This is a genomic window from Mesorhizobium sp. M0500 (genome assembly GCF_040321165.1).
Taxonomy (GTDB): domain Bacteria; phylum Pseudomonadota; class Alphaproteobacteria; order Rhizobiales; family Rhizobiaceae; genus Mesorhizobium.
In genome coordinates, this window is record NZ_JAMYRB010000010.1 from 164,118 (window position 1) to 187,681 (window position 23,564).

General features: G+C 63.1%; 24 protein-coding genes. 13 read left to right on the top strand and 11 right to left on the bottom strand.

The window, feature by feature from the left end; genetic code table 11:
- Positions 1–124 precede the first annotated feature (124 nt).
- Positions 125–418, bottom strand: a complete 294-nt coding sequence (locus NKI70_RS19780) for a hypothetical protein (protein ID WP_352697404.1) — start codon at positions 416–418, stop codon at positions 125–127.
- Positions 419–723: 305 nt separating this feature from the next.
- On the opposite strand from NKI70_RS19780, the gene NKI70_RS19785 reads away from it, so the two are divergent.
- From NKI70_RS19785 to NKI70_RS19795, 3 genes are all read left to right on the top strand, one after another.
- Positions 724–1,083, top strand: a complete 360-nt coding sequence (locus tag NKI70_RS19785; RefSeq protein WP_352570118.1) for a septal ring lytic transglycosylase RlpA family protein — start codon at positions 724–726, stop codon at positions 1,081–1,083.
- A gap of 255 nt (positions 1,084–1,338) precedes the next feature.
- Entirely contained in the window at positions 1,339–2,616 is a 1,278-nt protein-coding gene (locus NKI70_RS19790) for a polyhydroxyalkanoate depolymerase (RefSeq protein ID WP_352570116.1), read from the top strand.
- Between the two features lie 215 nt (positions 2,617–2,831).
- Positions 2,832–3,449, top strand: a complete 618-nt coding sequence (locus NKI70_RS19795) for a transglutaminase-like cysteine peptidase (RefSeq protein WP_352570114.1) — start codon at positions 2,832–2,834, stop codon at positions 3,447–3,449.
- 9 nt (positions 3,450–3,458) lie between these two features.
- Here the strand turns inward: NKI70_RS19795 and NKI70_RS19800 are convergent, their stop codons facing one another.
- From NKI70_RS19800 to NKI70_RS19815, 4 genes are read right to left on the bottom strand one after another with little or no spacing between them, the layout of a single operon-like run.
- The gene (locus tag NKI70_RS19800; protein ID WP_352570112.1) at positions 3,459–3,827 is read right to left on the bottom strand and encodes a helix-turn-helix domain-containing protein; all 369 of its coding nucleotides are present in this window, start codon (positions 3,825–3,827) and stop codon (positions 3,459–3,461) included.
- A 53-nt stretch (positions 3,828–3,880) separates the two neighbouring features.
- Positions 3,881–4,417 carry a Smr/MutS family protein gene (locus NKI70_RS19805; RefSeq protein ID WP_352570111.1) on the bottom strand — a complete coding sequence of 179 codons (537 nt, stop codon included), beginning with the start codon at positions 4,415–4,417 and terminating at the stop codon, positions 3,881–3,883.
- Complete coding sequence (gene mltA, locus NKI70_RS19810) at positions 4,414–5,520, bottom strand: murein transglycosylase A (RefSeq protein WP_352570110.1); 1,107 nt, start codon at positions 5,518–5,520, stop codon at positions 4,414–4,416. The genes NKI70_RS19805 and mltA overlap by 4 nt, the downstream gene beginning before the upstream one ends.
- A gap of 23 nt (positions 5,521–5,543) precedes the next feature.
- On the bottom strand, positions 5,544–6,251 hold the full coding sequence (locus NKI70_RS19815; RefSeq protein ID WP_352724854.1) for a Tim44/TimA family putative adaptor protein: 708 nt from the start codon (positions 6,249–6,251) through the stop codon (positions 5,544–5,546).
- Between the two features lie 199 nt (positions 6,252–6,450).
- On the opposite strand from NKI70_RS19815, the gene NKI70_RS19820 reads away from it, so the two are divergent.
- Positions 6,451–6,942, top strand: coding sequence for an FxsA family protein (locus NKI70_RS19820; RefSeq protein ID WP_352724852.1), 492 nt, complete (start codon positions 6,451–6,453; stop codon positions 6,940–6,942).
- Positions 6,943–7,055: 113 nt separating this feature from the next.
- Positions 7,056–7,556: a protein-export chaperone SecB gene (gene secB / locus NKI70_RS19825; protein WP_023675917.1), complete on the top strand. Its 501-nt coding sequence runs from the start codon at positions 7,056–7,058 to the stop codon at positions 7,554–7,556.
- A 259-nt stretch (positions 7,557–7,815) separates the two neighbouring features.
- On the opposite strand, the gene dnaQ is transcribed toward secB, so the two are convergent.
- The 5 genes from dnaQ to NKI70_RS19850 all read right to left on the bottom strand — a co-directional run bounded on the left by dnaQ (position 7,816) and on the right by NKI70_RS19850 (position 11,670).
- Positions 7,816–8,535 (bottom strand): DNA polymerase III subunit epsilon, encoded by a 720-nt coding sequence (gene dnaQ / locus NKI70_RS19830; protein WP_023675918.1) that lies wholly within the window; start codon positions 8,533–8,535, stop codon positions 7,816–7,818.
- An 86-nt stretch (positions 8,536–8,621) separates the two neighbouring features.
- Positions 8,622–9,224, bottom strand: coding sequence for a dephospho-CoA kinase (gene coaE / locus NKI70_RS19835; protein ID WP_023675919.1), 603 nt, complete (start codon positions 9,222–9,224; stop codon positions 8,622–8,624).
- A complete protein-coding gene (locus NKI70_RS19840; protein WP_023675920.1) occupies positions 9,221–10,063 on the bottom strand; it encodes a shikimate dehydrogenase in 843 nt (280 codons plus the stop codon). The genes coaE and NKI70_RS19840 overlap by 4 nt, the downstream gene beginning before the upstream one ends.
- Entirely contained in the window at positions 10,056–10,655 is a 600-nt protein-coding gene (locus NKI70_RS19845; protein WP_352458815.1) for a Maf-like protein, read from the bottom strand. The genes NKI70_RS19840 and NKI70_RS19845 overlap by 8 nt, the downstream gene beginning before the upstream one ends.
- 196 nt (positions 10,656–10,851) lie before the next feature.
- Complete coding sequence (locus tag NKI70_RS19850; protein ID WP_352724853.1) at positions 10,852–11,670, bottom strand: pyruvate, water dikinase regulatory protein; 819 nt, start codon at positions 11,668–11,670, stop codon at positions 10,852–10,854.
- A gap of 401 nt (positions 11,671–12,071) precedes the next feature.
- On the opposite strand from NKI70_RS19850, the gene hemE reads away from it, so the two are divergent.
- The 3 genes from hemE to rho all read left to right on the top strand — a co-directional run bounded on the left by hemE (position 12,072) and on the right by rho (position 15,080).
- Positions 12,072–13,100, top strand: a complete 1,029-nt coding sequence (hemE, locus tag NKI70_RS19855; RefSeq protein WP_352685116.1) for a uroporphyrinogen decarboxylase — start codon at positions 12,072–12,074, stop codon at positions 13,098–13,100.
- 2 nt (positions 13,101–13,102) lie between these two features.
- Positions 13,103–13,648 carry a protoporphyrinogen oxidase HemJ gene (gene hemJ / locus NKI70_RS19860; protein ID WP_502897743.1) on the top strand — a complete coding sequence of 182 codons (546 nt, stop codon included), beginning with the start codon at positions 13,103–13,105 and terminating at the stop codon, positions 13,646–13,648.
- Positions 13,649–13,814: 166 nt separating this feature from the next.
- The gene (gene rho, locus NKI70_RS19865; protein WP_023675925.1) at positions 13,815–15,080 is read left to right on the top strand and encodes a transcription termination factor Rho; all 1,266 of its coding nucleotides are present in this window, start codon (positions 13,815–13,817) and stop codon (positions 15,078–15,080) included.
- 185 nt (positions 15,081–15,265) lie between these two features.
- On the opposite strand, the gene NKI70_RS19870 is transcribed toward rho, so the two are convergent.
- Positions 15,266–17,284 (bottom strand): thioredoxin domain-containing protein, encoded by a 2,019-nt coding sequence (locus NKI70_RS19870; RefSeq protein WP_352697416.1) that lies wholly within the window; start codon positions 17,282–17,284, stop codon positions 15,266–15,268.
- Positions 17,285–17,343: 59 nt separating this feature from the next.
- Here NKI70_RS19870 and mnmE point away from each other — a divergent pair, with 59 nt between their 5' ends.
- The 5 genes from mnmE to NKI70_RS19895 all read left to right on the top strand — a co-directional run bounded on the left by mnmE (position 17,344) and on the right by NKI70_RS19895 (position 23,219).
- Positions 17,344–18,672: a tRNA uridine-5-carboxymethylaminomethyl(34) synthesis GTPase MnmE gene (gene mnmE / locus NKI70_RS19875; RefSeq protein ID WP_352575442.1), complete on the top strand. Its 1,329-nt coding sequence runs from the start codon at positions 17,344–17,346 to the stop codon at positions 18,670–18,672.
- Positions 18,673–18,934: 262 nt separating this feature from the next.
- Entirely contained in the window at positions 18,935–20,824 is a 1,890-nt protein-coding gene (gene mnmG, locus NKI70_RS19880; protein WP_352697419.1) for a tRNA uridine-5-carboxymethylaminomethyl(34) synthesis enzyme MnmG, read from the top strand.
- Positions 20,821–21,462 carry a 16S rRNA (guanine(527)-N(7))-methyltransferase RsmG gene (gene rsmG, locus NKI70_RS19885; protein ID WP_352570098.1) on the top strand — a complete coding sequence of 214 codons (642 nt, stop codon included), beginning with the start codon at positions 20,821–20,823 and terminating at the stop codon, positions 21,460–21,462. Before mnmG ends, rsmG begins: the two co-directional genes overlap by 4 nt.
- 34 nt (positions 21,463–21,496) lie before the next feature.
- Positions 21,497–22,297, top strand: a complete 801-nt coding sequence (locus NKI70_RS19890) for a ParA family protein (RefSeq protein WP_084642633.1) — start codon at positions 21,497–21,499, stop codon at positions 22,295–22,297.
- Between the two features lie 40 nt (positions 22,298–22,337).
- Positions 22,338–23,219, top strand: a complete 882-nt coding sequence (locus tag NKI70_RS19895) for a ParB/RepB/Spo0J family partition protein (RefSeq protein WP_352697421.1) — start codon at positions 22,338–22,340, stop codon at positions 23,217–23,219.
- Positions 23,220–23,564: the final 345 nt, after the last annotated feature.

Sequence of the window (23,564 nt, forward strand, 5' to 3'; positions counted from 1 at the left end):
CACCGCTGTATTGTTTGCGCATTTCGGCCATTGGCTCCGCCTGATCAAGGCCGGAGACAAACAGCCGCCTGACGACGAACGCAAAACGCCGACGCCGGTGCATCTGGACGCGGAGCGCAACCGCTTACCGCCGCGCGACGAAAGTTTCTACTGGGGCTGGCAGTACTGGTCGCGGTGACCGGGCTGCCACGGTCCGCTGTGTGCTGCTCCGGCCAATGCCTGAGGATCGACGCCTGCTCAACCACGCGAGCGGTTCGCCCAGGCCAGCCCGGCCAACCAGCGCGGTGACGATGCCGACATAGAGCCATTGCGACTGGCCGGTCATGAAGCTGCCACCGATAAGGCCGATGCCTTGCAATGACCACAGCACGCCGGTGGCGAGCACAATCAAGGCCAGCAGATTTTTGATCAATCTCATTGCTGAAACTCCTTTCCAAGTCGATCGTCAGCCGCGTTCCGGCCGGAATGGAACAGCTAAAAGAAGCGGTTCGGTCACGCCAACTTCTACTTGGATGCTAACCTCTGATCCTGCGCAAGACATGCGGAGATCGGTGCAACGATCATCAAAGAAGCTGTGTCGTGCTGCGGAAACTCTCTGACAAATTGTTTCGCACCGACTCCAAACGTGTAACATTGTCATGGAACCGACAGATCATTGCCGCATTTGCTGCCTCATTCGCCCCTAACCGCTGCGGGTCTGTCAACGGAGCCAGTCCCCAACACATGAACAAAAGCAACCGGACCGCGCTTGTCGCGGCCATGACCGCGGCTGGCCTGATGGTCGGCGCATCCAGTGCCAGCGCCGCCGCGCAGTGCGGCCGTGCCTCCTGGTACTCACTGCATTCCAGAACCGCTTCCGGCGAACGCATGAACCCGTCGGCGCTGACCGCAGCGCATCGCAGCCTGCCGTTCGGCACCAAGCTGAAGGTGACCAACCGCAACAATGGCCGCAGCGTCGTCGTGCGTATCAACGACCGCGGCCCGTTTATCAGGGGCCGGATGCTCGATCTGTCGAAGGGCGCCGCCAGCCAGCTTGGCTTCATCAGCTCGGGTCACACCGCTGTCTGCATGGCACGGGTCTAACGGCCGCCACGGCCGGACACCGCCTCCGACGCTCATCCCCAATAGCCGTGCTGCTTGCCAGGCCTTCGCAGGTGCACATTGAGCCGGCTGTTGCCGTTCCAGGCGGATTCTCAACGCCTTGGACGAAAGAACGAGCATAAATCACGCAAGTTGACGTATTGCATCGCAGCAGATTGTTGCTAACTTCCCCGCAAGGCATTCAAGGCTCGGCGCTGCTCGTCGGCCCTTCGATCGCAGTCGGCAGCGGGGTTCTCGATGTTCTACCAGCTCTACGAACTGAACCACGCCGCCTTGCAGCCGGCCCGCCTCTATGCCGATGCGATGCGCCTGTTCTACTCCAATCCGCTCAATCCGGTTTCACACACGTCCTGGGGCCGCTCGGTTGCGGCAACGGCCGAACTGTTCGAGCGCACGACGCGCCGCTACGGCAAGCCGCAATTCGGCCTGACCAAGACCGTGGTCGACTGGAAAAACGTCGAGGTCAGCGAACGCACCGTCTGGTCGCGGCCGTTCTGCAACCTGGTTCGTTTCGAGCGCGCGGTTCCGGCCGGGCGCCGGCCGGATCCGAAGCTGTTGATCGTCGCGCCGATGTCGGGCCACTACGCGACGCTGCTGCGCGGCACGGTGGAGGCGATGCTGCCCTATGCCGACGTGCATATCACCGACTGGGTCGACGCCCGCATGGTGCCGCTGGCCGACGGCAGCTTCGATCTTGACGACTATATCGACTACATCGTCGACATGCTGCATGCGCTGGGCCCCGACACCCATGTGATGGCGGTGTGCCAGCCTTCAGTGCCGGTGCTGGCGGCGGCGGCACTGATGGAAGCCAAGGGTGATCCGTTCGTGCCCTCGACGATGACGCTGATGGGCGGGCCGATCGACACGCGCCGCAATCCGACGGCGGTCAATCTGCTGGCGCAGGAAAAGGGCATCGACTGGTTCCGCGACAACGTCATCATGCGCGCGCCCTGGCCGGTGCCGGGCTTCGGCCGCGAGGTCTATCCTGGCTTCCTGCAGCTTTCGGGGTTCATGAGCATGAACCTCGACCGCCACATCATCGCCCACAAGGACTTCTTCATGCATCTGGTGAAGCATGACGGCGACAATGCCGAGAAGCACCGCGAGTTCTACGACGAATATCTGGCGGTGATGGATCTGACGGCGGAATTCTACCTGCAGACCGTCGACACCGTGTTTGTCCGCCAGGCCTTGCCCAAGGGCAAAATGACGCATCGCGGCGTGGCGGTCGACCCTTCGGCGATCCGCAATGTCGCCCTGTTCACGGTCGAGGGCGAGAACGACGACATCTCCGGCCTTGGCCAGACCAAGGCTGCGCACGACCTGTGCATCAACATCCCGGCTGACAGGCACGCCCATTACATGCAGCCGGCGGTCGGCCATTATGGTGTGTTCAACGGCTCGCGCTTCCGCTCCGAAATCGTGCCGCGCATCGTTGATTTCATTACCAGCTATGGCCGTCAGAACCGCGTTGCGGTGAAGCCGAAACTGGTCCGGACCGGCAAGAAATAGGCGACCAGCGATGATGCCGCGCCCGCGACCTCGCGTCAGGTCGGCCAACGCTAAAATTACCGGTTGGAATCGGTGTAGTCCATCCGAGCTGTTGCACAATAGTCGCGTTGGCGCCACGCGGGTAACCATGCCGCAAAATCAATCCATCCTCATAATTGACACGGACTGTAAATACCCCTTAACGTTTCGTTAACAACAAGGGACAAGCGGGGACAATGATTTCCTCACCAATGGCGAGAACGCTGCGCCTGTGCGCGCTGGCCGGACTTACTGTGGCGGCAGGTTGGGCCGGTTCGGCCTCGGCAGCCAGCCCGATGATAACAGGTGGCCCGACCTCGCAGCCGATCGGCCATTATGATTTCTGCAAGAGCTACGCGTCCGAATGCTCGATCCGCCCGAAGGATCTGTCGCCCGCCAGCCTGACAGGCTCGCTGTGGCGCAAGCTGCTCAGCGTCACGGCAAGGGTTAACGCCGCCGTCAAGCCGGAGAGCGACTTCGACATCTACGGCAAGGACGAGGTCTGGGCCTATCCCGACAAGGGCGTCGGCGATTGCGAGGACTATGTCCTGGAAAAGCGCCGTGAGCTGAACCGGCTGGGCGTCTCGTTTTCCGATCTGCTTATGACCGTCGTGCGCAAGCCGGATGGCGAAGGCCACGCCGTGCTGACGGTGCGCACCGACAAGGGCGACTACATCCTCGACAATCTGACCGACCAGGTCCGCTCCTGGGACCAGACCGGCTATCGTTTCCTCAAGCGGCAGGCGATTGACAATACCGGCCGCTGGGTCTCGATCCGCGGCGGCCAGCAGGTGCTGGTCGGCTCGGTCCAGTAACAAGGCAACTCATTTCGGCTGTGCCAGCGCGGCGCGGATCGACGCAATGATGCGGCGAAGCTCGGCTTCGTCGAGCTTTTCGATGTTGTCGGCCAGGAGATTGGCAAGCTCGGTCGCCGCCGGGCTAAGACCCGACGTGTCGAGCTTGACGCGCGGATGCGAGGTTTCGGCCAACCGCGCCAGTTCCTCGGCCTCGTCCCAGATGATGTTGAAATAGCCGATGATCTTCTGGATCAGCGTCCAGCTCGGCGCACCGCGGCGGCCGTGTTCGAGCGCCGAGAGATAGGCCGCGCTGACGCCGATCGCCTTGGCCATGTCCTTCTGGCTGACGCCGCGCTCGTTTCTCAGCACGCGAAGCTTTTCGCCGAATGGGGTCACAAGCGCACCTTCATGGGTGCATCCTCATAGATGCGTCCCTCATGGGCGTGTCCTCATGAGCGCGCCCGCCGCAAGCGGATATAGAGCGCACCCGAGCCGCCATGTTTGCGGGCGGCATGGTCGTGGCTGGAGACGAGGGGCCGGAAGGCGGGTGTCGACAGCCATGACGGCACGGCGCGCCGCAAGACGCCATCGCCGCCCGACGAGGAACCCTTGCCGGTGATCACAAGGACGTAGCGGATGCCGCCGGCATGCGCCCGGCACAGGAAGGAAAACAGCAGGGAATAGGCTTCAGCCTGGGTCAGGCCATGCAGGTCGACGCGGCCCTCGATCGGCAGCCGGCCCTTCGACAGCTTGTCCAGCGTCGGTTCGTCGAGTGCGTGGGAGACATGCTGCGCCTTCGGCTTTGCGGCCGTGGCAGCATTGCCCGCGACCTGTGCCGGCGGCGGCGCCTGCCTGGTCTCGTCGATCTCCGGCCCGACGTCTGGAATTTCGACGGCGGTTTTGCCCTTCAGCGGCTTTGCCGTGCGCGCCACCAGGTTCCACAGCACCCGGTCGTCCTCGCTCAGCCTGTCGATGCGCCGGGTCATCGGCCTGCTCCTGAAACAAGCGACCGGGGGATCAGCGCATAAAAATCGGCGGCGTTGCGGATAACGCCGGCGATCTCGCCGGCCGCATCGCCCGACCCGGCAAACAGATCGCCGCGGGCCGGCCCGGTGATCGCCGAGCCGGTGTCCTGCGCGATCATCAGCCGCCGGAACGGTTTTCCGTCGAAAGCGGTCAGCGACGGCGCATCGATATGGAAGGGCGTGCCGAACGTGTGCAGCAGCCGGTCGACGGCGATCGAGCGGCCGGGTGTCAGCGCCACCTTGGCGGCAGCGATCGGGCCGAGCTCTGGGTCGTCGACGCCCATCTCGCGGAAGAAGATGTAGGAGCGGTTGCGCCAAAGGATCTCGTCGACGCGTTCCGGATGCGCCTTGAACCAGGCACGGATCGACTGCATCGTCACTTTCTCCAGCGGGATCTCGCCTTCCTCGCTCAGGATCTGGCCCGGTCCGGTAAAGCGCTGGCCGGATTTGGCGGCATAGGTGATGCGGCGAAGCCTGCCGTCGGTCATCTTGAGCCGCGCCGCGCCCTGCACGTGAATGAAGAAGGCGTCGACCTTGTCGGCGAGCCAGGCAATTTCCAGCCTTTTTCCGGCAAGCACGCCGCACTCGATCTCGCCGCGGTCGAAATATTCGACCGGGCCGTTCGGCGCCGCACGTGCGAAGGCGAGATAAGGATCCATGCCGGAAGGACGATTGCCGTCGTCGACGTCGACAAGATCGGCCGGGCGCGACAGCAACGGCACCGAAAACCGTTGCGTGCGTACCGGCGAGGCTTCGACCTCCGGCTCGTAAAAGCCGGTGACCAGGCCGGGACCACCACCTTCGGCATCGATACGGGCCGGCACGAAGTGGCGCTCGAAAAAGCTTCGGGCCTGCAACCGATTCGCCGGCGAAACGGTGCGCGCTTCGGCATAGGCGTCGGCAAAGCCATTGTAATCGACGCCGAGCGCGCCGGAGCGGTAGGGTTTCGTCAGGATATGAAAGGCCGAGCGGCGAAAGGCGTCAAAGGCAGGGAGATGGTCGTCCTCGCCCCAGCCCGGCAATTCGCCAAAGGATTTTTCGCTGAAGGCTCGAGAAAGCGACACGACAGCCTCCGCCGCCGTCCAGTTCAGTCTTCTTCTTCGGTGGCGACGAGCTTCCAGTTCGGATCGCGCGAGCGCGCGTCACGAGCGAAGGTCCAGACATCCTTGACCTCGGCGACGGTTTCGGGATCGCCGTCGATGACGGCGCCGGCCTTGTCGCGGGTCGCCGAAATCAGCTCGCTGACAATGCGCAGCGTGATGTGCGCCTCGCTGCCCTTCATCTCGGCCGAAACGATGTCGGCCTTGTCGATGCCGACGAAGGAGGACTGGATCTTTTCGGCTTTCGCCTCACGGTCGCCGATGGCCGCGACGAAGCCGTCATAGACCTCGCGCGACAAAAGGTTCTTCAGCGTTTTGCGGTCGCCATCGGCGTAGGCCATGACGATCATCTCGTAGGCCAGCTTGGCGCCGTCGACGAAGGTCTTCGGATCGAAGGTCGGATCATTGTCCTTGATCGCCCGCAGGCCCCGGTTGAGATCGGTGTCCGGCTTGGCAAAGGCATCGATCGCCACATAGGCATCGGCCGCCGGCTCTCCCGCCAGCCGCTTGCGCGGCAGCGAAACCACGTTCTCGGGTTTCTGGGCGGCATCCTTGTCGTTTTTGCGCGCTGCCGTATATGGATCGAAGGGTGGGCGCTCGTTGCCCGTGCGTCGGCCAAGCACGTTGCGCAGCTGGAAGAAGATCACCACCGCCGCAATCAGAAAGAAAATCGTGCCGAAGTCGAAGAAGCCCATATCTTGCGCCAATCAATCCCTGCTTTGGCCGGACCAGCGGCCAAGCAAGGGCCGCGATCACATAGCGTTCAGTATCCAAAGCATATAGAACGCATGGCGCAATCATTCAAATCAAAGGCAGCCATACCTATCTAACAGCTCTGGTGCCAGCGGCGATTGCTCGCCGGCCGGCAAAACATCGAAAACGATCGGTCAAGATTTGCGTATCTCGCTGCTTCCCCTGTTCATTCTCGCGCTTCCGCTGCCGGAGATAGCCGGTTTCGTTATTGTCGGCCGCCAGGTCGGCGCGCTGGCGACAGTCGGCTTGGTGCTGGCCTCGAGTGTCGCCGGCGCCCTGCTGCTGCGGCACCAGGGTTTTGGCGTGATGGCCAGGGTCCGTGCCGAAATGGATGCCGGGCGTGATCCGAGCGGCCAGCTTGTGCATGGCGCCATGATCGTGCTGGCAGCGATCCTTTTGATCATCCCCGGCTTCATCTCGGATATTTTCGGCCTTCTGCTGTTCCTGCCGCCGGTGCGCGATCTTGCCTGGCGGATGCTGAAAGGCCGCATCGTGCTGGCAACCGATTTCAGCAGTGGTTTGCGGGCAAGGCAACGCGGCAAGACCATCGATCTCGACGACGGCGACTATTCGCGGGCCGACGACCATACGCGCGGACCGGGTTCTCCCTGGCGCCGCCTCAAGGACGAGTAGCTGCAAGGCAACCGGCGTCTTTTGCAAACTTGTCTTGTCGGGCCGGCCATGATAGCGAACGCCCGAATTTCAATCCGGTCAGCAACGCTGCCCAGGCAAAAGGACCACAGCTTATGGCCAGCAACGACGACGCGCCGACCGGCGCAGCCAACGGTAATGGAAATGCGGCGCAGCCTTCGCTCAACGTGCTTGCACAATATGTGAAGGACCTGTCCTTCGAAAGCCCCGGCGCACCGAACTCGTTGCGCGGCCGCGACAAGGCTCCCGGCATCGCCATCAATGTCAACGTCAACGCCAATCCGCTTTCCGACAAGCAGTTCGACGTCAATTTGACGCTGAACGCCAAAGCGTCGTTCGACCAGGAAGTGCTGTTCAATGTCGAACTGGTCTATGGCGGCGTCTTCTCCATCAGCGGCTTCCCGCAGGAGCACATGCTGCCGATCCTGTTCATCGAATGCCCGCGGCTGCTGTTCCCGTTCGCCCGGCAGATCATCGCCGAGGCAACACGCAATGGCGGCTTCCCGCCGCTGATGCTAGACCCGATCGATTTCGCGCAGATGTTCCAGCAGAAGTTGGCCGAGGACCAGGCTGCCGCCAAGGTCAAGGTGAGCTAAAGCGGTTGTCTCGCTTGAGTGTGGAAAACCCGGCCTTGCGCCGGGTTTTTTGTTTGAGACGCCGGCGGGACAAGTACCCCCCTCTGGCCTGCCGGCCATCTCCCCCTCAAGTGGGGAGATCGGACTTCACGTCAGCCTTCGCCAATCCTTCATCGCCGCAGGAATGAGCGAGGCGCTGGGTCTGCCAATCTCCCCCCCTTGAGGGGGAGATGTCCGGCAGGACAGAGGGGGGCGCGAAGGATCACTCCGGTCAAAATCACTATGCCGCGGAACTCGCTTCCGGGACGACCCGCAGCCACAGCGCCTTTTCGCCCAATGTGCCAACCATGCCTGCGTGTGCTGTGCGCTCGGCGTCGGTCAGGCGCGCGGGCAAGGCGATCGGCCGCACGCCGATCGAAATATCGATGTCGTCGACATTCTGCCTGCCGCCCGCCGGAGTCAGGATGCTGTCGAGGATGAGGCTTGCCTGCTTGCCGCCGATGAGCTCGATATAGACCTCGGCCAGCAATTCCGAATCGAGCAGCGCGCCGTGCTTGGTGCGGCGGCCGTTGTCGATGCCGTAGCGGCGGCAGAGCGCGTCGAGCGAATTGGGGCCCATCGGATGCTTGCGGCGCGCCAGCGCCAGCGTGTCGACGATCCGTCCCGGATCGATGGCCGGATGACCAAGCCGGCCGAATTCGAGATTGAGGAAGCCGATGTCGAAGCCGGCATTGTGCGCGACCAGCTTGGCGCCGTCGATGAAGGCCAGAAACTCCTCGGCGATCTCCATGAAAGTCGGCTTGCCCTGAAGATCGGCGGCGCTGATGCCGTGCACGGCCTGCGCCTCGTGATGGATCTGGCGGCCTTGCGGGTTGATATATTTGTGGAAGGTTCGGCCGGTCGGGAAGCGGTTGACCAACTCGACGCCGCCAAGCTCGATGACGCGGTCCTCGCGCGCGTCGAGGCCGGTGGTTTCCGTATCGAAGATGATCTCACGCATCGAATCAGTCCACTGGTTCCGGCATCATTCTAGCCGAATCACACCAGGAACAAAATGGCAACAAGTAATGTGAGTCTGCAAGCCTCTTAACCAGGCCTGGCTGCCTTATCCACGACTAGTTCGGCGATGATGGCCTTGACGGCCGCGCGAGCGGCGTCAAAACCCTGACCGGTGTCGATGACGAAGTCGGCGCGCCGGCGCTTTTCGGCGTCGGGAACCTGCCTGGCCAGGATCGACGCCAGTTTCTCCTCATTCATGCCCGGCCGCGCCAGCACGCGGGCGCGCTGGACTTCAGGCGGCGCGGTGACGACCACGACCTTGTCGACGCGATCGCGGCCGCCGGTCTCGAACAGCAGCGGTATATCGAGCACGGCAAGCGGCGCGCCGGCGGCACGATGTTCAGCCAGGAACGCATCGGCATCGGCACGGACCAGCGGGTGGATGATCGCTTCCAGCCGTTTCAGCGCGGGGGCGTCGCCGAGCACCCGCTCCGCCAGTGCCGCGCGGTCGACCGCACCGGATCTGGTGGTGCCGGGAAAGGCCGCCTCGACCAAGGGCGCGGCCTTGCCGGCATAAAGGCGATGCACAGCCTCGTCGGAATCATGGACCGGCACGCCGGCTTCGGCAAACATCTTGGCCGTGGTCGATTTGCCCATGCCGATCGATCCGGTGAGGCCGAGCACGATCATTTTATCGCGCCGATATCGGCGATGATCATTTGCCGCAGTTCGGCGGTGACTTCTGGCCTGATGCCGAACCAGCGCTCGAAGCCGGGCACCGCCTGGTGCAGCAGCATGCCGAGCCCATCGACGGTTCTCAGGCCGCGCGCTTTGGCCGCGGCAAGCAGCGGCGTCTCCAGCGGCACGTAGACGATGTCGGTGACGATGGCGCCGTCCGGCAGTCTGCGGGGATCGGCGGACAGGCCTTCATTGCCATGCATGCCGAGCGCTGACGTGTTGACCAGCAGGCCGGCATCTTCGAGCAATTCGCCGGTCGCCGCCATGCCATGGGCGGAGACGCCGGCACCGAAGCGGTCGCGCAGCTCCTGCGCCCTCGCAAGCGTCCGATTGACGATGCGGATGTCGCTGATGCCGCGCTGCTTCAGCGCATGAATAACCGCGCGAGCGGCGCCACCGGCGCCGAGCACCACGGCGCGGCCGTTGGCCGCCCAGCCCGGTGCATATTCGTCCAGATTGGCGGCAAAGCCATGGGCGTCGGTGTTGCCGCCGCACAATTCGCCATCCTCGAACCACAGCGTGTTGACCGCACCGATCTGTTCGGCGTCGGCGTCACGCCGCTTGGCCAAAGCGAAGGCGGCTTCCTTGTGCGGGATGGTGACGTTGCCGCCGCGATAGCCTTGTGCCTGCAGCGTCTGCAGGAATTCGGCAAAAGCCTCTGGTGCAACGTCGATGGCCTCGTAGACGCCGCCGATGCCGTATTTCGCCAGCCAGTAGCCGTGGATCTTCGGAGACCTGGAATGCGCGATCGGGTGGCCCGTGACAAACGCCTTTTTCGTGGCCTCAGCCATCGATCGCCCCGAACTCACGCAGCTTGGCCAGCACCGGCAAAAGTGGCAGGCCGACAATAGTAAAATAGTCGCCTTCGATTTTTTCGAACAGCTGGATGCCTTCGCCTTCGATCTGGTAAGCGCCGACGCTGGACAACGCCTTGGCGCCGACGCGCGCAAGATGGCGGCCGATGAAGGCCGGATCGAGCTTGCGCATGGTCAGGCTGGCGATGCCGACATGCCGCCACAGAACCTGGCCGTCACGGCCGAGCACGACGGCGCTGTTGAGATGATGCGTCTTGCCCGACAGCGCCAGCAGATGACGGCGCGCTCCTTCCATGTCGGCCGGCTTATGGAACAGCTCGTCGCCGAGCGACAGCGTTTGGTCGCAGCCGAGCACTAGGGCGCCGGGCTTGCGCTCGCTGACGTCGGTGGCCTTGGCTTCGGCGAGCACCAGGGCGACGTCCTCCGGCGACACGCCACTATTCTGCAGCGGCGCCTCGAGCGCGCGCTCATCGACAGAAGCCGGAACCGCTTCGACAGTGACGCCGGCATTGACGAGCAGCGCCTTGCGGAACGGGCTGCCCGAGGCAAGGATGATTTTTTCAGCCATTTTTTTCGCCTGATCTTTCCTTCTCCCCTTGTGGGAGAAGGTGGATCGGCGCGCAGCGCCGAGCCGGATGAGGGGTGTTGGACGGAGTGCCGTCGGCGCCAAGCTGGAACACCCCTCATCCGACCGAGCTTCGCTCGGCCACCTTCTCCCACAAGGGGAGAAGGTAAGGACCACCCACAGCACAAGCGCCCAAACCCTAGCGCGTCTTGCCGCGCAGGGCAACGATGGCCGCCGCCGTCTCCTCGATCGAACGGCGGCTGACGTCGATCATCGGCCAGCCATGCCGCGTGCATATCTGGCGGGCATAGGTGAGTTCTTCCGCGATCGCGGCACGGTCGACATAGTCGGTCGGCTCATAGGCGCTGGTGCCGAGAATGCGGTTCTGCCGGACTTGCGATATGCGTTCGGCGGTGGCGATCAGGCCGACGATCAGCGGCCTCCTGGCATTGACCAGGGTTTCGGGCACCGGCACGCCGAGCACAATCGGAATGTTGGCGGTCTTGATGCCGCGATTGGCGAGATAGATGCTGGTCGGCGTCTTCGAGGTGCGGGAAATGCCGACAAGCACGATGTCGGCATCGTCCATATTGGCTGGCAGCTGGCCGTCATCATGTTCCATGGTGAAATTGAGCGCGTCGATGCGGCGAAAATATTCAGCGTCCAGCACATGCTGGGCGCCGACGCGGCGGCCGGCCGGCGTGCCGAGATAGGACTGGAACACCGTCAGCACCGGCTCCAGCACCGAGACGCAAGGCAGGCCCATGGCCGCGCAGCGTTCGTCGATACCGCGGGCAAGCTTCTGGTCGACCACCGTGTAGAGGATGATGCCCGGCTCCTCCTCGATGTCCTCGAACACCTTCGTCACCTGCTTTTCGGTGCGGATGAGCGGGTAGATATGTTCGATGGCGCGCGCGTCCTTGTATTGCGCGGAAGCCGCGCGGCCGGCGGCCAGCAGCGTTTCGCCGGTGGCGTCGGAAATCAGATGAAGGTGAAAGAAGCTCTGCGGTTTGTTCACAGGATACATTCCAGGCTGTGGGCCGATGTGGATAAGCCGGGCGGAAAACTCGGCCACCGCAAAGCGACTGTATCAGATGCCGGTTTGTCCACAATTCGATGTGCTGTCGGCTTCTCCGGGCGGTTGGGGACAAGTCCGGGGACGGAGCTTTTTGCCTTCGCTTCATCCACAGGGGCAATTTCCCTGGCGTGGCGGCAACGCATTGACTCCAGTCGTAAATTCGCGGTTTTCCACAAAGTCCTGCAATCCCGCTGGAGAAGCGCGCGACAATATGCTGGCTGGTCTTTTCGAGGGCAAAGCGGGACAGGAGACAACCACCACAACCAACAGACTCTTAGAATCATAAGATTCCTAAAAATAGAATATTTAATTATAGGGAAGCCTGGAAAGGCGAGCGCTCAATGCCTCAAGACCGGATCGTGCTGGACGTGTTGAGAGGCAAAGCGGCGTTTCCGCCGCCGCTCTGGATGATGCGCCAGGCCGGCCGCTATCTGCCGGAATACCGGGAGACGAGGAGACGGGCCGGATCCTTCCTCGATCTTTGCTACGACCCGGATCTCGCCGTCGAAGTGACGCTGCAGCCGATCGAACGCTTCGGCTTCGATGCATCGATCCTGTTTTCCGATATTCTTGTCGTGCCGCATGCGCTCGGCCGCGACGTGCGCTTCGAGGAAGGACGCGGCCCGCTGCTGACGCCGATCACGGCTGCGGAAATTGCGGCTCTCGACGGCGAAACGTTTCACGTGAATCTCGAGCCGGTCTACGAGACGGTGCGGCGGTTGCGCGCCAGACTGCCTGATGAAACGACGCTGATCGGCTTTTGCGGTGCGCCCTGGACGGTGGCGACCTACATGATTGCCGGCCACGGTACGCCCGACCAGGCGCCGGCCAGGCTGTTCGCCTATCGCGAGCCGGCGGCCTTTCTTAGGCTGCTGAAGGTGCTGGCCGATCATTCGGGTGCTTATCTGATCCGCCAGATCGAGGCCGGCGCCGACGTGGTGCAGATCTTCGATTCGTGGTCAGGCGTACTCGACGAAGCGTCTTTCGAGTTGTTCTGCGTCGAGCCAGTGGCCTCGATCGTCCGGCAAGTGAAGGCTGCCCATCCCAATGTTCCGATCATCGGCTTTCCCAAGGGCGCGGGAGATCACTATCGAAGCTATCGCCAGAAGACCGGCGTGACCGGGCTGGGCCTCGACTGGACCGTGCCATTGTCGACGGCGAAGGAATTGCAGCGTGACGGCGCCGTGCAGGGCAATCTCGATCCGCTGAGGCTTGTAGCCGGCGGCAAGGCGCTTGACGACGGCGTGGGGGCGATCCTGAAGGCGCTGGGCGACGGGCCGCTGATCTTCAATCTCGGCCACGGCATCACGCCGGAGACGCCGCTCGCTCATGTCGAGCGGATGGTCAAGCTGGTGCGGAGCGCATCGTGACGATGATGGGCGCGGACAATGCGAACGGCACCAACACCGGTAAGGGCGCGATGCGCCGCGCGGCAATCGCGATCGCCATTTTCCTGGTGCTGGCCGGGCTGCTTTTGCTGTTCGGGCCCAATGATTTCTATCCCTGGGCGAAGGCGATCCATGTGATTGCCGTCATCTCCTGGATGGCTGGCATGCTCTATTTGCCGCGCTTGCTGGTCTATCATGCCGATGCCGAAAAAGGCTCCGTCCAGTCGGAGACTTTCAAGGTGATGGAGCGCCGCCTGCTGCGCGGCATCATCAATCCGGCAATGGTGATCACCTGGGCATTCGGCCTGTGGCTCGCCTGGAAAGGCTTTGGTTTTCAGGGCGGCTGGCTGCATGCCAAGATCGCTGCGGTGGTTGGCCTGTCGGCCGTGCATGGCTATCTCGCCGGCGCCGTCCGGAAATTTGCCGAAGACCGCAATGAAAAATCGGCAAGGCACTGGCGGATCGTCAATGAGATCCCTACATTGCTGATGATCGTCATCGTCGTCCTGGTTATCGTGAAACCGTTCTGACGTCTTCGGTTGCCCGCAAAAGGCGGCTTGCTCTTTCAACCGACCGACGATAAAAGACGGGTCTTCCTTCCCGTCATGCGCCGCCCATTTATCGCTTCGGCCGCGCCCGGCATTTGTCGCATCCCGCCGATATTTTTCCCAAAGCTTACTCAGAGTCCGTCTAATGATGCAAGAAATGAAACTCACAGAGTTCAAGAACAAGAAACCGCCAGAGCTGATCGCTTATGCGGAATCGCTCGAAGTCGAGAATGCCAGCGTCATGCGCAAGCAGGAGCTGATGTTCGCGATCCTGAAGAGGCTGGCGACCCAGGATATCGAGATCATCGGTGACGGCGTCGTCGAAGTGCTGCAGGACGGTTTTGGTTTCCTGCGCTCTGCCAATGCCAATTATCTGCCGGGTCCGGATGACATCTATATTTCGCCGTCGCAGATCCGGCGGTTCTCGCTGAAGACCGGCGATACGGTCGAAGGGCCGATCCGCAGCCCGAAAGAGGGCGAGCGCTATTTCGCGCTGCTCAAGGTCAACACGATCAATTTCGACGACCCGGAAAAAATCCGCCACAAGATCCATTTCGACAATCTGACGCCGCTTTATCCGACCTCGCGGCTGAAGATGGAGATGGAGGTTCCGACCTCCAAGGATATTTCGGCGCGCGTCATCGACCTGGTGGCGCCGCTCGGCAAGGGCCAGCGCGCGTTGATCGTGGCGCAGCCGCGCACCGGCAAGACGGTGCTGCTGCAGAACATCGCCCATTCGATCACCACCAACCATCCGGAATGCTATTTGATCGTGCTTCTGATCGACGAGCGGCCGGAGGAAGTCACCGACATGCAGCGCTCGGTGAAGGGCGAGGTGGTGTCCTCGACCTTCGACGAGCCGGCGGTGCGCCACGTCCAGGTCGCCGAAATGGTCATCGAGAAGGCCAAGCGCCTGGTCGAGCACGGCCGTGACGTGGTCATCCTGCTGGACTCGATCACCCGCCTCGGCCGCGCCTACAACACCGTGGTGCCGTCGTCCGGCAAGGTGCTGACCGGTGGTGTCGACGCCAACGCGCTGCAGCGGCCGAAGCGCTTCTTCGGTGCTGCCCGCAATATCGAGGAAGGCGGCTCGCTGACCATCATCGCCACGGCGCTGATCGATACCGGCAGCCGCATGGACGAGGTCATCTTCGAAGAGTTCAAGGGCACCGGCAATTCGGAAATCGTGCTCGACCGCAAGGTGGCGGACAAGCGCATCTATCCGGCCATGGACATCCTCAAATCCGGCACCCGCAAGGAAGACCTGCTGGTTCCGCGCCAGGACCTGCAGAAGATCTTCGTGCTGCGCCGCATCCTGGCGCCGATGGGAACGACCGACGCCATCGAGTTCCTTATCGACAAGCTCAAGCAGACCAAGACCAACGCGGATTTCTTCGATTCGATGAATACGTAGGGGGTTGGCCGGCGCCGTCCTTCCCTTCTCCCCTTGTGGAAGAAGGTGGATTGGCGCGCAGCGCCAAGCCGGTTGAGGGGTGCCGGACGGAACTCCGTCGGCGCCAAGCTGGAACACCCCTCATCCGACCGAGCTTCGCTCGGCCACCTTCTCCCACAAGGGGAGAAGGGGGAGCCGCGTTGGACTCATTGCCGGTGCAACAGCCGCTCAAGCTCCTCGGCACTAGTCACCACCGGCAGGCAGACCTGCCCCGTGCAGAGCCAGGCGCCGGGCTCGGCCGTTGGCGGCATGACGCCGCCTGGCAAGGCCGGCAGATTTGTCGCCGAGCCAACAGGCACGACGATGTCCACCCGGCGCGGGTCTGGATTTCGATTCGCAACCGGAACAAGCCTTGGATTCTCCGGTCTATCCACGATCACCAGCTTCAGCGGTTCAAGCGACAAGGCACAGGCATTGACTATACCCGCCTGGCCATAGCCCTGGTGCACCGCCCGCCCGCCCGCGTGCTCTGCGACTGTCCAGGCTTTTTCCCAGAGATCGAGATCGCCCGAAAGCGACGACAATCGGACCAGGGCTTCGATGATCTGGCCGGTAGCGGAAGGAATGGCTTCGTCGACATCGCCGCGGATGCGGATCGGCACATCCGCGCTGTCGGACGCGGTCAGATAGTAGCCGGTCTTGTCGCTGTCCCGGTGCCAAAGATCGAGTTGCTCAATGAAGTTCCCGGCGCGATCGATATAGTCGGGATTGCCGGTCGCCTCGAACAGTGAGATGGCGGCGTTGGCCATGGCGGCATAGTCGCTCGACAGAGCCGGAAACAGCTTCTTTGCGCCGAGCATCGAATGCGGCAGGCGGCCGTCACGTCCGGCAGCCGCAATTGCGGCAAAGGCCGCTGCCGCCGCTTCGATCCAGTCGGATCGGCCAAGCGACCGTCCGGCCTCGGCAAGGGCTGCGATCATAAAGCCGTTCCAGTCGGTCAGGGCCTTGCCGTCACGCCCGGGCCGCACGCGCTGTTCCCTCGCTGCCAGCAGCCTTTGCTTGAGCGGAACGAGAAGGTCACGATCGACGACGCTCTGCGCCTGTTGAGCATCAGTCTGGCAAATGATCGGCTTGCCTTCCCAACCATGCGTACCGGCAAGCGTGAAGTATTTGAAAAACAATGCTGAATCGTCGCCAAGGGCTGCTTCGAGCTCATCCCTGCTCCAGGTGTAGAACAACCCCTCCTCGCCCTCGCTATCGGCATCAAGGCTGGCGGCAAAGGCATCGCCCTCGACTCGCATTTCGCGCAACAGCCAGGCAATCGTCTCTTCGATTCGCAGCCGGAACAATTCCTTGCCGGTTGACGCATAGGCCCAATTGCACAAGCGGATGAGCTGGGCATTGTCGTAGAGCATTTTTTCGAAATGCGGGACCAGCCATTCGGCGTCGGTCGAGTAGCGGCTGAGTCCGCCGCCAATATGGTCATAGATGCCGCCGGCCACCATCTTTTCGAGGCTTAGGAGAACAGTGTCGCGGTGGGATGCGGTGCCGTCGCGCAGCCAGGACAGCCAGAGGCTCTGCATGAACGGCGCGTTGGGGAATTTCGGCGCGCCGCGCAGACCGCCCAAATCGCGGTCGATCATGCCGTCAATGCCATTGGCGAGGTTCGCCAGCATGCCGCGGTCGAGCACGGCCTTGCCATGGCTGCCCGCCAGCCGCGTCTCGACATGCGTGGTCAGGCCGTCGGCACTCTGGTTGAGGCTTTCTTTCTTCTCCCGCCAAGCCTTGTCAACCGCCTCCAGCACCTGGACGAAACCCGGCCGGCCGTAGCGGGCTTCGCGCGGAAAGTAAGTGCCGCCCCAGAACGGCTTGCCCTCCGGCGTCAGGAACATGGTCAGCGGCCAGCCGCCCTGCTCACCCATCGAGGATAATGCCGCCATGTAGATCTGGTCGATGTCGGGGCGCTCCTCGCGGTCGACCTTGATATTGACGAAGAGACGGTTCATGACGGCGGCGACCTCGTCGTTCTCGAAGCTCTCATGCGCCATGACGTGGCACCAATGGCACGCGGCGTAGCCGACAGAGAGCAGGATCGGACGCTGCAGCACCTTTGCTTCGGCCAGAGCGGCGGGCGACCATGGCCGCCAGTGCACCGGATTGCCGCTGTGCTGCTGCAGATAGGGGCTGGCCTCTTCGGCAAGCAGGTTTTGTGCAGGCAATGTCACGGCGCTACTCGATGGCGGATTGAACAAGCATAGCTAGGGCGCTTCGGCAGAGCGGGCAAATGATTTCAAAAGACTCCATCGTGGCGCTGTCGAGCGGGCGCCTGCCGGCCGGCATTGCAGTGATCCGGATTTCCGGGCCGCAGAGTCGATTCGCTGTCGAAACGATTGCGGGATCGAAGGTGTCAAACCGCGTTGCCACCTATCGCAAGTTCCGGGCGCCCGACGGATCGGTGCTGGACAGCGGCCTGGTCGTCTTCTTTGCCGGTCCCGACAGTTTTACCGGCGAGGACGTTGCAGAGTTCCATGTGCATGGCGGGCGCGCCGTTGTGGCGAGGATGCTGGAAACGATCGCCTCCTTCGACGGCGTCAGGCATGCCGAGCCTGGCGAATTCACCCGCCGCGCCTTTCTCAACGGCAAGCTCGATCTGGTCGAAACCGAGGCGCTGGCCGATCTCATCAACGCCGAAACCGAGGCGCAGCGGCGCTTTGCCGTTCACAACGCCCAAGGCGTGCAGAGCGAACTCTATCTGGGCTGGCGCCGACGGCTGATCCACGCCCGCGCGATGATCGAGGCCGAGATCGACTTTGCCGACGAGGATGACGTGCCGGGCTCGGTCGCCGATACAGTCTGGTCCGATGTTCGGGCGATGATCGGGGAAATAGAGCGCCACGTCGCCGGCTTCCGCGCTGCCGAAATCATTCGCGATGGGTTCGAAGTGGTAATCCTCGGCGCGCCGAATGCCGGCAAGTCCAGCCTGTTCAACGCCTTGGCGCGGCGCGAAGCGGCCATCGTCACCGACGAGCCGGGCACGACCCGCGACCTGCTCGAGGTGGCACTGGACCTGGAAGGGGTGCGGGTCAGGGTAACCGACACCGCCGGTCTGCGCGAGGCGCCCGGCAAGATAGAGGCGATCGGCATCGAGAAGGCCAGGACCAAGGCGCACAGCGCTGATCTGCTGTTGCTGCTGGAGGATCTGGCGGAGCCAATCGCGATCGGTGTGCTGACGAGCGACATTCAGGCGCTGAGGGTCGGAACAAAAATTGACCTGTTGGGGGGCAAATCGCCCTCGCCCGCGGTGCGCTATGATTTCGCTATCTCGACGCGGGACGGCACGGGTCTGGCCGAACTGCTGGACGAGATCGGGCGTCGTGCCGCAGTCCAGATCGGCAAGGCCGGCGATATCCTGCCGTCGCGGCTGCGGCACGTCGAGCTGCTCAACGAGACGAAACGCTTCCTGCTCGCAGCAGTGGCCAGTGGTGATCGCGGCCAGGAACTGCAGGCCGAGGAGCTGCGCCTGGCGGCGGATCGGCTCGGACGAATCGTTGGGTCGGTCGATGTCGAAGACATGCTCGATGTGATTTTTTCGCAGTTTTGTATTGGGAAATGACTCACGTGAAACATAGGGGAAGGAGCACCGGCGGTGATTCACGTGAAACACGGGCCCAGGAATAGGGGGGACTGTTTCACGTGAAACGATCCTGCTCGCAGCGTCTCCCCTTCTCCCACAAGGGGAGAAGGGAAGACAAAACGGCGCCAGGCGATCTCTGTCTGCATTGTCGGGGGCAGTCATGCGTCTGAAGCGCCCTGCGTTCTTGACAGCGCGGGCCTCCAGGGACATGTGTCGGTCCACTTGAATTCGGGATTCTGAAATGACCAATCACTATGATGTGGTTGTGGTGGGCGGCGGTCATGCTGGTTGCGAGGCAGCCAGTGCCGCTGCGCGGGCTGGCGCCAGGACGGCGCTGGTGACGCTGCGCTTCGACACGATCGGCGTGATGTCCTGCAATCCGGCGATCGGCGGCCTCGGCAAGGGCCATCTGGTTCGCGAGATCGACGCCATGGACGGGCTGATGGGGCGCGTCGCCGATGCCGCCGGCATCCAGTTCCGCCTGCTCAACCGCCGCAAGGGGCCAGCGGTGCGTGGTCCGCGAACGCAGGCCGACCGAAAACTCTATCGCCTCGCCATGCAGGCGGCAATCCGCCAGCAGGCTGGCCTCGATGTCATCGAAGGCGAGGTGCTGGATTTCGAAATCAACAACGGGGAAATCGACGACGGACGCATCGCGGCGGTGCTATTGGCGGATGGAAGCCGGCTCGCCTGCGGCGCCGTGGTGCTGACGACCGGCACTTTTCTGCGCGGGCTGATCCATATCGGCGAGAAGAAGATCGTCGCCGGCCGCATGAACGAGCAGGCGAGCGTCGGCCTGTCGGCGACGATGAGCCGCGCCGGCTTCAGGCTCGGGCGGCTGAAGACCGGCACGCCGCCGCGGCTGGACGGCAGGACGATCGATTGGGCGTCACTGGAGAGCCAGGCGGCGGACGAGGACCCCGTGCCGTTCTCGCTGCTGACCGATCGCATCGAAAATCCGCAGATCCATTGCGGCATCACCCGAACGACCAATGCGACGCACGAGCTGATTCGCACCAATCTCGGCCGCTCGGCCATGTATTCGGGGTCGATCGAAGGCGTCGGGCCGCGTTATTGCCCGTCGATCGAAGACAAGATCGTCAAGTTCGGTGACCGCGAAGGCCACCAGATCTTTCTGGAGCCGGAAGGGCTGGACGACGACACGGTGTACCCGAACGGCATTTCGACCTCGCTGCCCGAGGACGTGCAACTCGACATCCTGAAGACCATTCCGGGGCTGGAGCGGGCAACCATGCTGCAGCCGGGCTATGCCATCGAGTATGACCATGTCGATCCACGCGAGCTCAAGCCAACGCTGGAAACCAGGCGGATCGCCGGCCTTTTCCTCGCCGGCCAGATCAACGGCACCACCGGCTACGAGGAGGCCGGCGCGCAAGGGCTGCTTGCCGGCTTGAATGCAGCGCGCAAGGCGTCGGCGAGCGAGGAAATCGTGCTCAGCCGCACCGAAGCCTATATCGGCGTGATGGTCGACGATTTGACCAGCCGCGGCATCGCCGAACCGTACCGCATGTTCACCTCAAGGGCCGAGTTCCGGCTATCGCTGCGAGCCGACAACGCCGATGAGCGGCTGACGCCACTGGCGATAAGGCTGGGGATTGCCTCGCCGGAGCGGATGCAGCGGTTCAACAATGGTATGCAAGACCTTGAGAAGGCGCGACAGCTCGCCCTCGGCACCACCATGACCCCCAATGAGGCAGCGCGCCATGGGCTCGAAATCAACCGGGACGGCGTCCGTCGCTCGGCCTATGAGTTGCTGGCCTATCCCGGCGTCGACATCGCCTGGCTGGCGCGGATCGAGCCGGCTTTCGCGGCGATCGACAGCAAAACGGCCGAACGTCTTGAAACGGAAGCCAAATATTCTGTCTATCTCGACCGCCAGCAGGCCGATGTTTCGCAGATCAGGCATGAGGAGAGCAGGCTTATTCCCGAGTGGCTCGACTTTGCTTCTGTTCCCGGCCTGTCGAACGAGTTGAAGCAGAAGATGCTGGCACGCCAGCCGCGCTCGATTGCCGATGCGCAACGCATGGAAGGCATGACGCCGGCGGCGCTGGCAATTATCGTCGCCCATGTCCGCAATGCCGAGGCAGCCGCGCGAAAGCAGGTCGCGTGAGCGCTGCGTCCTGGGCAAACCTGCAGGCGGCAGCGGGCCCGGTTTCACGTGAAACATTCGATCGCCTGGTCGAGTTCGAGGCCGTCTTCCAGAAATGGAACCGCCGGATCAATCTGGCCGCGCAATCGACGCAGGACGATGTCTGGCGCCGCCACATCCTCGACAGCGCGCAGCTGGCGCGAATCAAACCAGAGGCGAAGCGCTGGGTCGATCTCGGCTCCGGCGGTGGGTTTCCCGGCCTTGTGCTGGCCTTTTTGCTTGCCGAGCGGGACGGCGCCGGTATCGACCTGGTTGAAAGCAACCGGAAAAAAGCATCGTTCCTGCAAGCGGTCATCGGACAGTTCAGCCTGCCCGCCAAGGTTATCGCGCGCCGCATCGACGACAGCTATCCTCTTGTTCCTGCACCGCAAATCGTCACAGCCAGGGCACTCGCCTCGCTGCCCGACTTGCTCGACCTGGCGGCGCCGTGGCTGACCAAGGGGTCGCGCGGCCTGTTTCACAAAGGCCGGGATTACCGCGCCGAAGTGGCAGAAAGCGCTCAACGATGGTCTTTCGATCTGGTAGAACATGCCAGTGCAACCGACGCGCAGGGCGTCATTCTCGAAGTATCCGACTTGCGACAGCACCCTGGCTTGTGACCGGCGACCCCAAATGAATTTCTGGCATAGACCCATGATGAAGAACGGCCCCCGAATCATCACCGTCGCCAACCAGAAAGGCGGCGTCGGCAAGACGACGACCGCCATCAATCTGGCCACCGCGCTGGCGGCCATAGGCGAACAGGTGCTGATCGTCGACCTCGACCCGCAGGGCAACGCCAGCACCGGGCTTGGCATCGACCGGCGCGACCGCACCGTCTCGTCCTATGATGTGCTGACCGGCGAGCTGGACCTCGAAGCGGCGGCAATCCCGACGGCGGTGCCTGGCCTGTCGATCGTGCCGTCGACGCTCGACCTGCTCGGCATCGAGATGGAAATCGCCTCGGCGCCGGACCGGGTACTGCGGCTGCGCAACGCGCTGCGGGCTTCGGCCGAGCGCTCGGCCAATTTCGGCTATGTGCTGATCGACTGCCCGCCCTCGCTCAACCTGCTGACGCTGAATTCGATGGCTGCGGCCGATTCGGTGCTGGTGCCGCTGCAGTGCGAGTTTTTCGCGCTGGAGGGCCTGAGCCAGCTTTTGGAGACGGTCGAGCAGGTGCGCCGCTCGATCAACCCCGACCTGACGATCCAGGGCATCGTGCTGACCATGTTCGACGGGCGCAACAATCTCGCCAACCAGGTGGTGCAGGATGTGCGGGCGCATATGGGCGACAAGGTCTATGAAACCGTCATCCCGCGCAATGTCCGCGTTTCCGAGGCGCCGTCCTATGGCAAGCCGGCGATTCTCTACGACCTCAAATGCTCGGGCAGCCAGGCCTATCTGCAGCTTGCTTCGGAAGTCATCCGCCGCGAGCGCAAATTGCGTGCTGCCTGAACAATAAGCCGATTCGACACCGAAACGATCTGGACGGACGATGAACGAAGACCCTTCGAGGAAAAGACTGGGACGGGGACTGGCGGCGCTGATCGGCGAAATCGATCGCCCGGCGGCGCCGGAAAAGCCGGGCCTGACGGCCGACGGCAAGGTGCCGATCGAGTTCCTCAGCCCTAACCCGAAAAACCCGCGCCGGCATTTTGGCGACGCCGACCTGACCGACCTCGCCCAGTCGATCCGCGAACATGGCGTGGTGCAGCCGGTGGTGGCGCGGCCGTCGAAAACCCAAACGGGCCGCTACGAGATCATCGCAGGCGAGCGTCGTTGGCGCGCGGCCCAACGCGCCGGGCTGACCGAAATCCCGATCATCGTACGTGACGTCAACGATCGCACGGCGCTCGAACTGGCGATCATCGAAAACGTCCAGCGCACCGACCTCAACCCGGTTGAGGAGGCGCTGGGCTACCAGCAACTGATCGACGACCACGGCTATACCCAAGCCGATCTCGGCCAGGTGATCGGCAAGAGCCGCAGCCATGTCGCCAATACGCTGAGGCTGCTGAAGCTGCCCGACGTCATTCGCGACATGCTGGTCGACGGCGCGCTCTCGGCCGGCCACGCCCGCACCCTGGTGACGGCCGAGGACCCGGCCGGGCTTGCCAAGCGGATCATCGACGAGGGGCTTTCGGTGCGCCAGGCCGAAGCTTTGGCGCAGATGCCGGTCGGCGCGCCGGCGGCAAAGCGCCAGCCCGCCGCACCGCCGCAAAAGGATGCCGACACACTGGCGCTGGAGCGGCTGATGACCAGCACGATCGGCATGATCGTCACGATCGAGCACAACCAGCGCGGCGGCGTGATCAGCGTCGCCTACCGGACGCTGGAGCAGCTCGACGAGCTTTGTCGAAGGCTGAAGCGGGAGTAGGTAGTTAGCCGGCGCATAAATATCCGGGTTGGGCAGAGACGCTGCTTCTGCTAAGCCTCAAGCTCTTGTTCACTCCAGGGTGCGCGGCTTGTCTTGCCAGCGTTGAAGGCTTGGCGCGGCTCTCCCTTCTCCCCCTGTGGGAGAAGGTGTCGCCGAAGGCGACGGATGAGGGGTGTTCCAGGGAACGCCGACGCCTCATTCCGTCCAACACCCCTCATCCGTCTCGGCGCTGCGCGCCGATCCACCTTCTCCCACAGGGGTGTTTGGACTGGGGACATCGCGAACAGATGTGCGAGGACATCGCGAACAGTTTTGCATGCTATCGCGCCAGGACATTGAGGTCGA

Bases quoted from the DNA above. Each gene is read 5' to 3' on its own strand.
- hemE (WP_352685116.1), top strand. From the start codon at position 12,072: ATGCCTCAAGACCGGATCGTGCTGGACGTGTTGAGAGGCAAAGCGGCG.
- NKI70_RS19895 (WP_352697421.1), top strand. From the start codon at position 22,338: ATGAACGAAGACCCTTCGAGGAAAAGACTGGGACGGGGACTGGCGGCG.
- NKI70_RS19790 (WP_352570116.1), top strand. From the start codon at position 1,339: ATGTTCTACCAGCTCTACGAACTGAACCACGCCGCCTTGCAGCCGGCC.
- NKI70_RS19780 (WP_352697404.1), bottom strand. From the start codon at position 418: ATGAGATTGATCAAAAATCTGCTGGCCTTGATTGTGCTCGCCACCGGC.
- rho (WP_023675925.1), top strand. From the start codon at position 13,815: ATGCAAGAAATGAAACTCACAGAGTTCAAGAACAAGAAACCGCCAGAG.
- NKI70_RS19845 (WP_352458815.1), bottom strand. From the start codon at position 10,655: ATGGCTGAAAAAATCATCCTTGCCTCGGGCAGCCCGTTCCGCAAGGCG.
- mnmE (WP_352575442.1), top strand. From the start codon at position 17,344: ATGATTTCAAAAGACTCCATCGTGGCGCTGTCGAGCGGGCGCCTGCCG.
- NKI70_RS19795 (WP_352570114.1), top strand. From the start codon at position 2,832: ATGATTTCCTCACCAATGGCGAGAACGCTGCGCCTGTGCGCGCTGGCC.
- coaE (WP_023675919.1), bottom strand. From the start codon at position 9,224: ATGATCGTGCTCGGCCTCACCGGATCGATCGGCATGGGCAAATCGACC.
- NKI70_RS19890 (WP_084642633.1), top strand. From the start codon at position 21,497: ATGATGAAGAACGGCCCCCGAATCATCACCGTCGCCAACCAGAAAGGC.
- NKI70_RS19785 (WP_352570118.1), top strand. From the start codon at position 724: ATGAACAAAAGCAACCGGACCGCGCTTGTCGCGGCCATGACCGCGGCT.
- NKI70_RS19815 (WP_352724854.1), bottom strand. From the start codon at position 6,251: ATGGGCTTCTTCGACTTCGGCACGATTTTCTTTCTGATTGCGGCGGTG.
- NKI70_RS19840 (WP_023675920.1), bottom strand. From the start codon at position 10,063: ATGGCTGAGGCCACGAAAAAGGCGTTTGTCACGGGCCACCCGATCGCG.
- NKI70_RS19805 (WP_352570111.1), bottom strand. From the start codon at position 4,417: ATGACCCGGCGCATCGACAGGCTGAGCGAGGACGACCGGGTGCTGTGG.
- mnmG (WP_352697419.1), top strand. From the start codon at position 18,935: ATGACCAATCACTATGATGTGGTTGTGGTGGGCGGCGGTCATGCTGGT.
- secB (WP_023675917.1), top strand. From the start codon at position 7,056: ATGGCCAGCAACGACGACGCGCCGACCGGCGCAGCCAACGGTAATGGA.
- hemJ (WP_502897743.1), top strand. From the start codon at position 13,103: ATGATGGGCGCGGACAATGCGAACGGCACCAACACCGGTAAGGGCGCG.
- dnaQ (WP_023675918.1), bottom strand. From the start codon at position 8,535: ATGCGTGAGATCATCTTCGATACGGAAACCACCGGCCTCGACGCGCGC.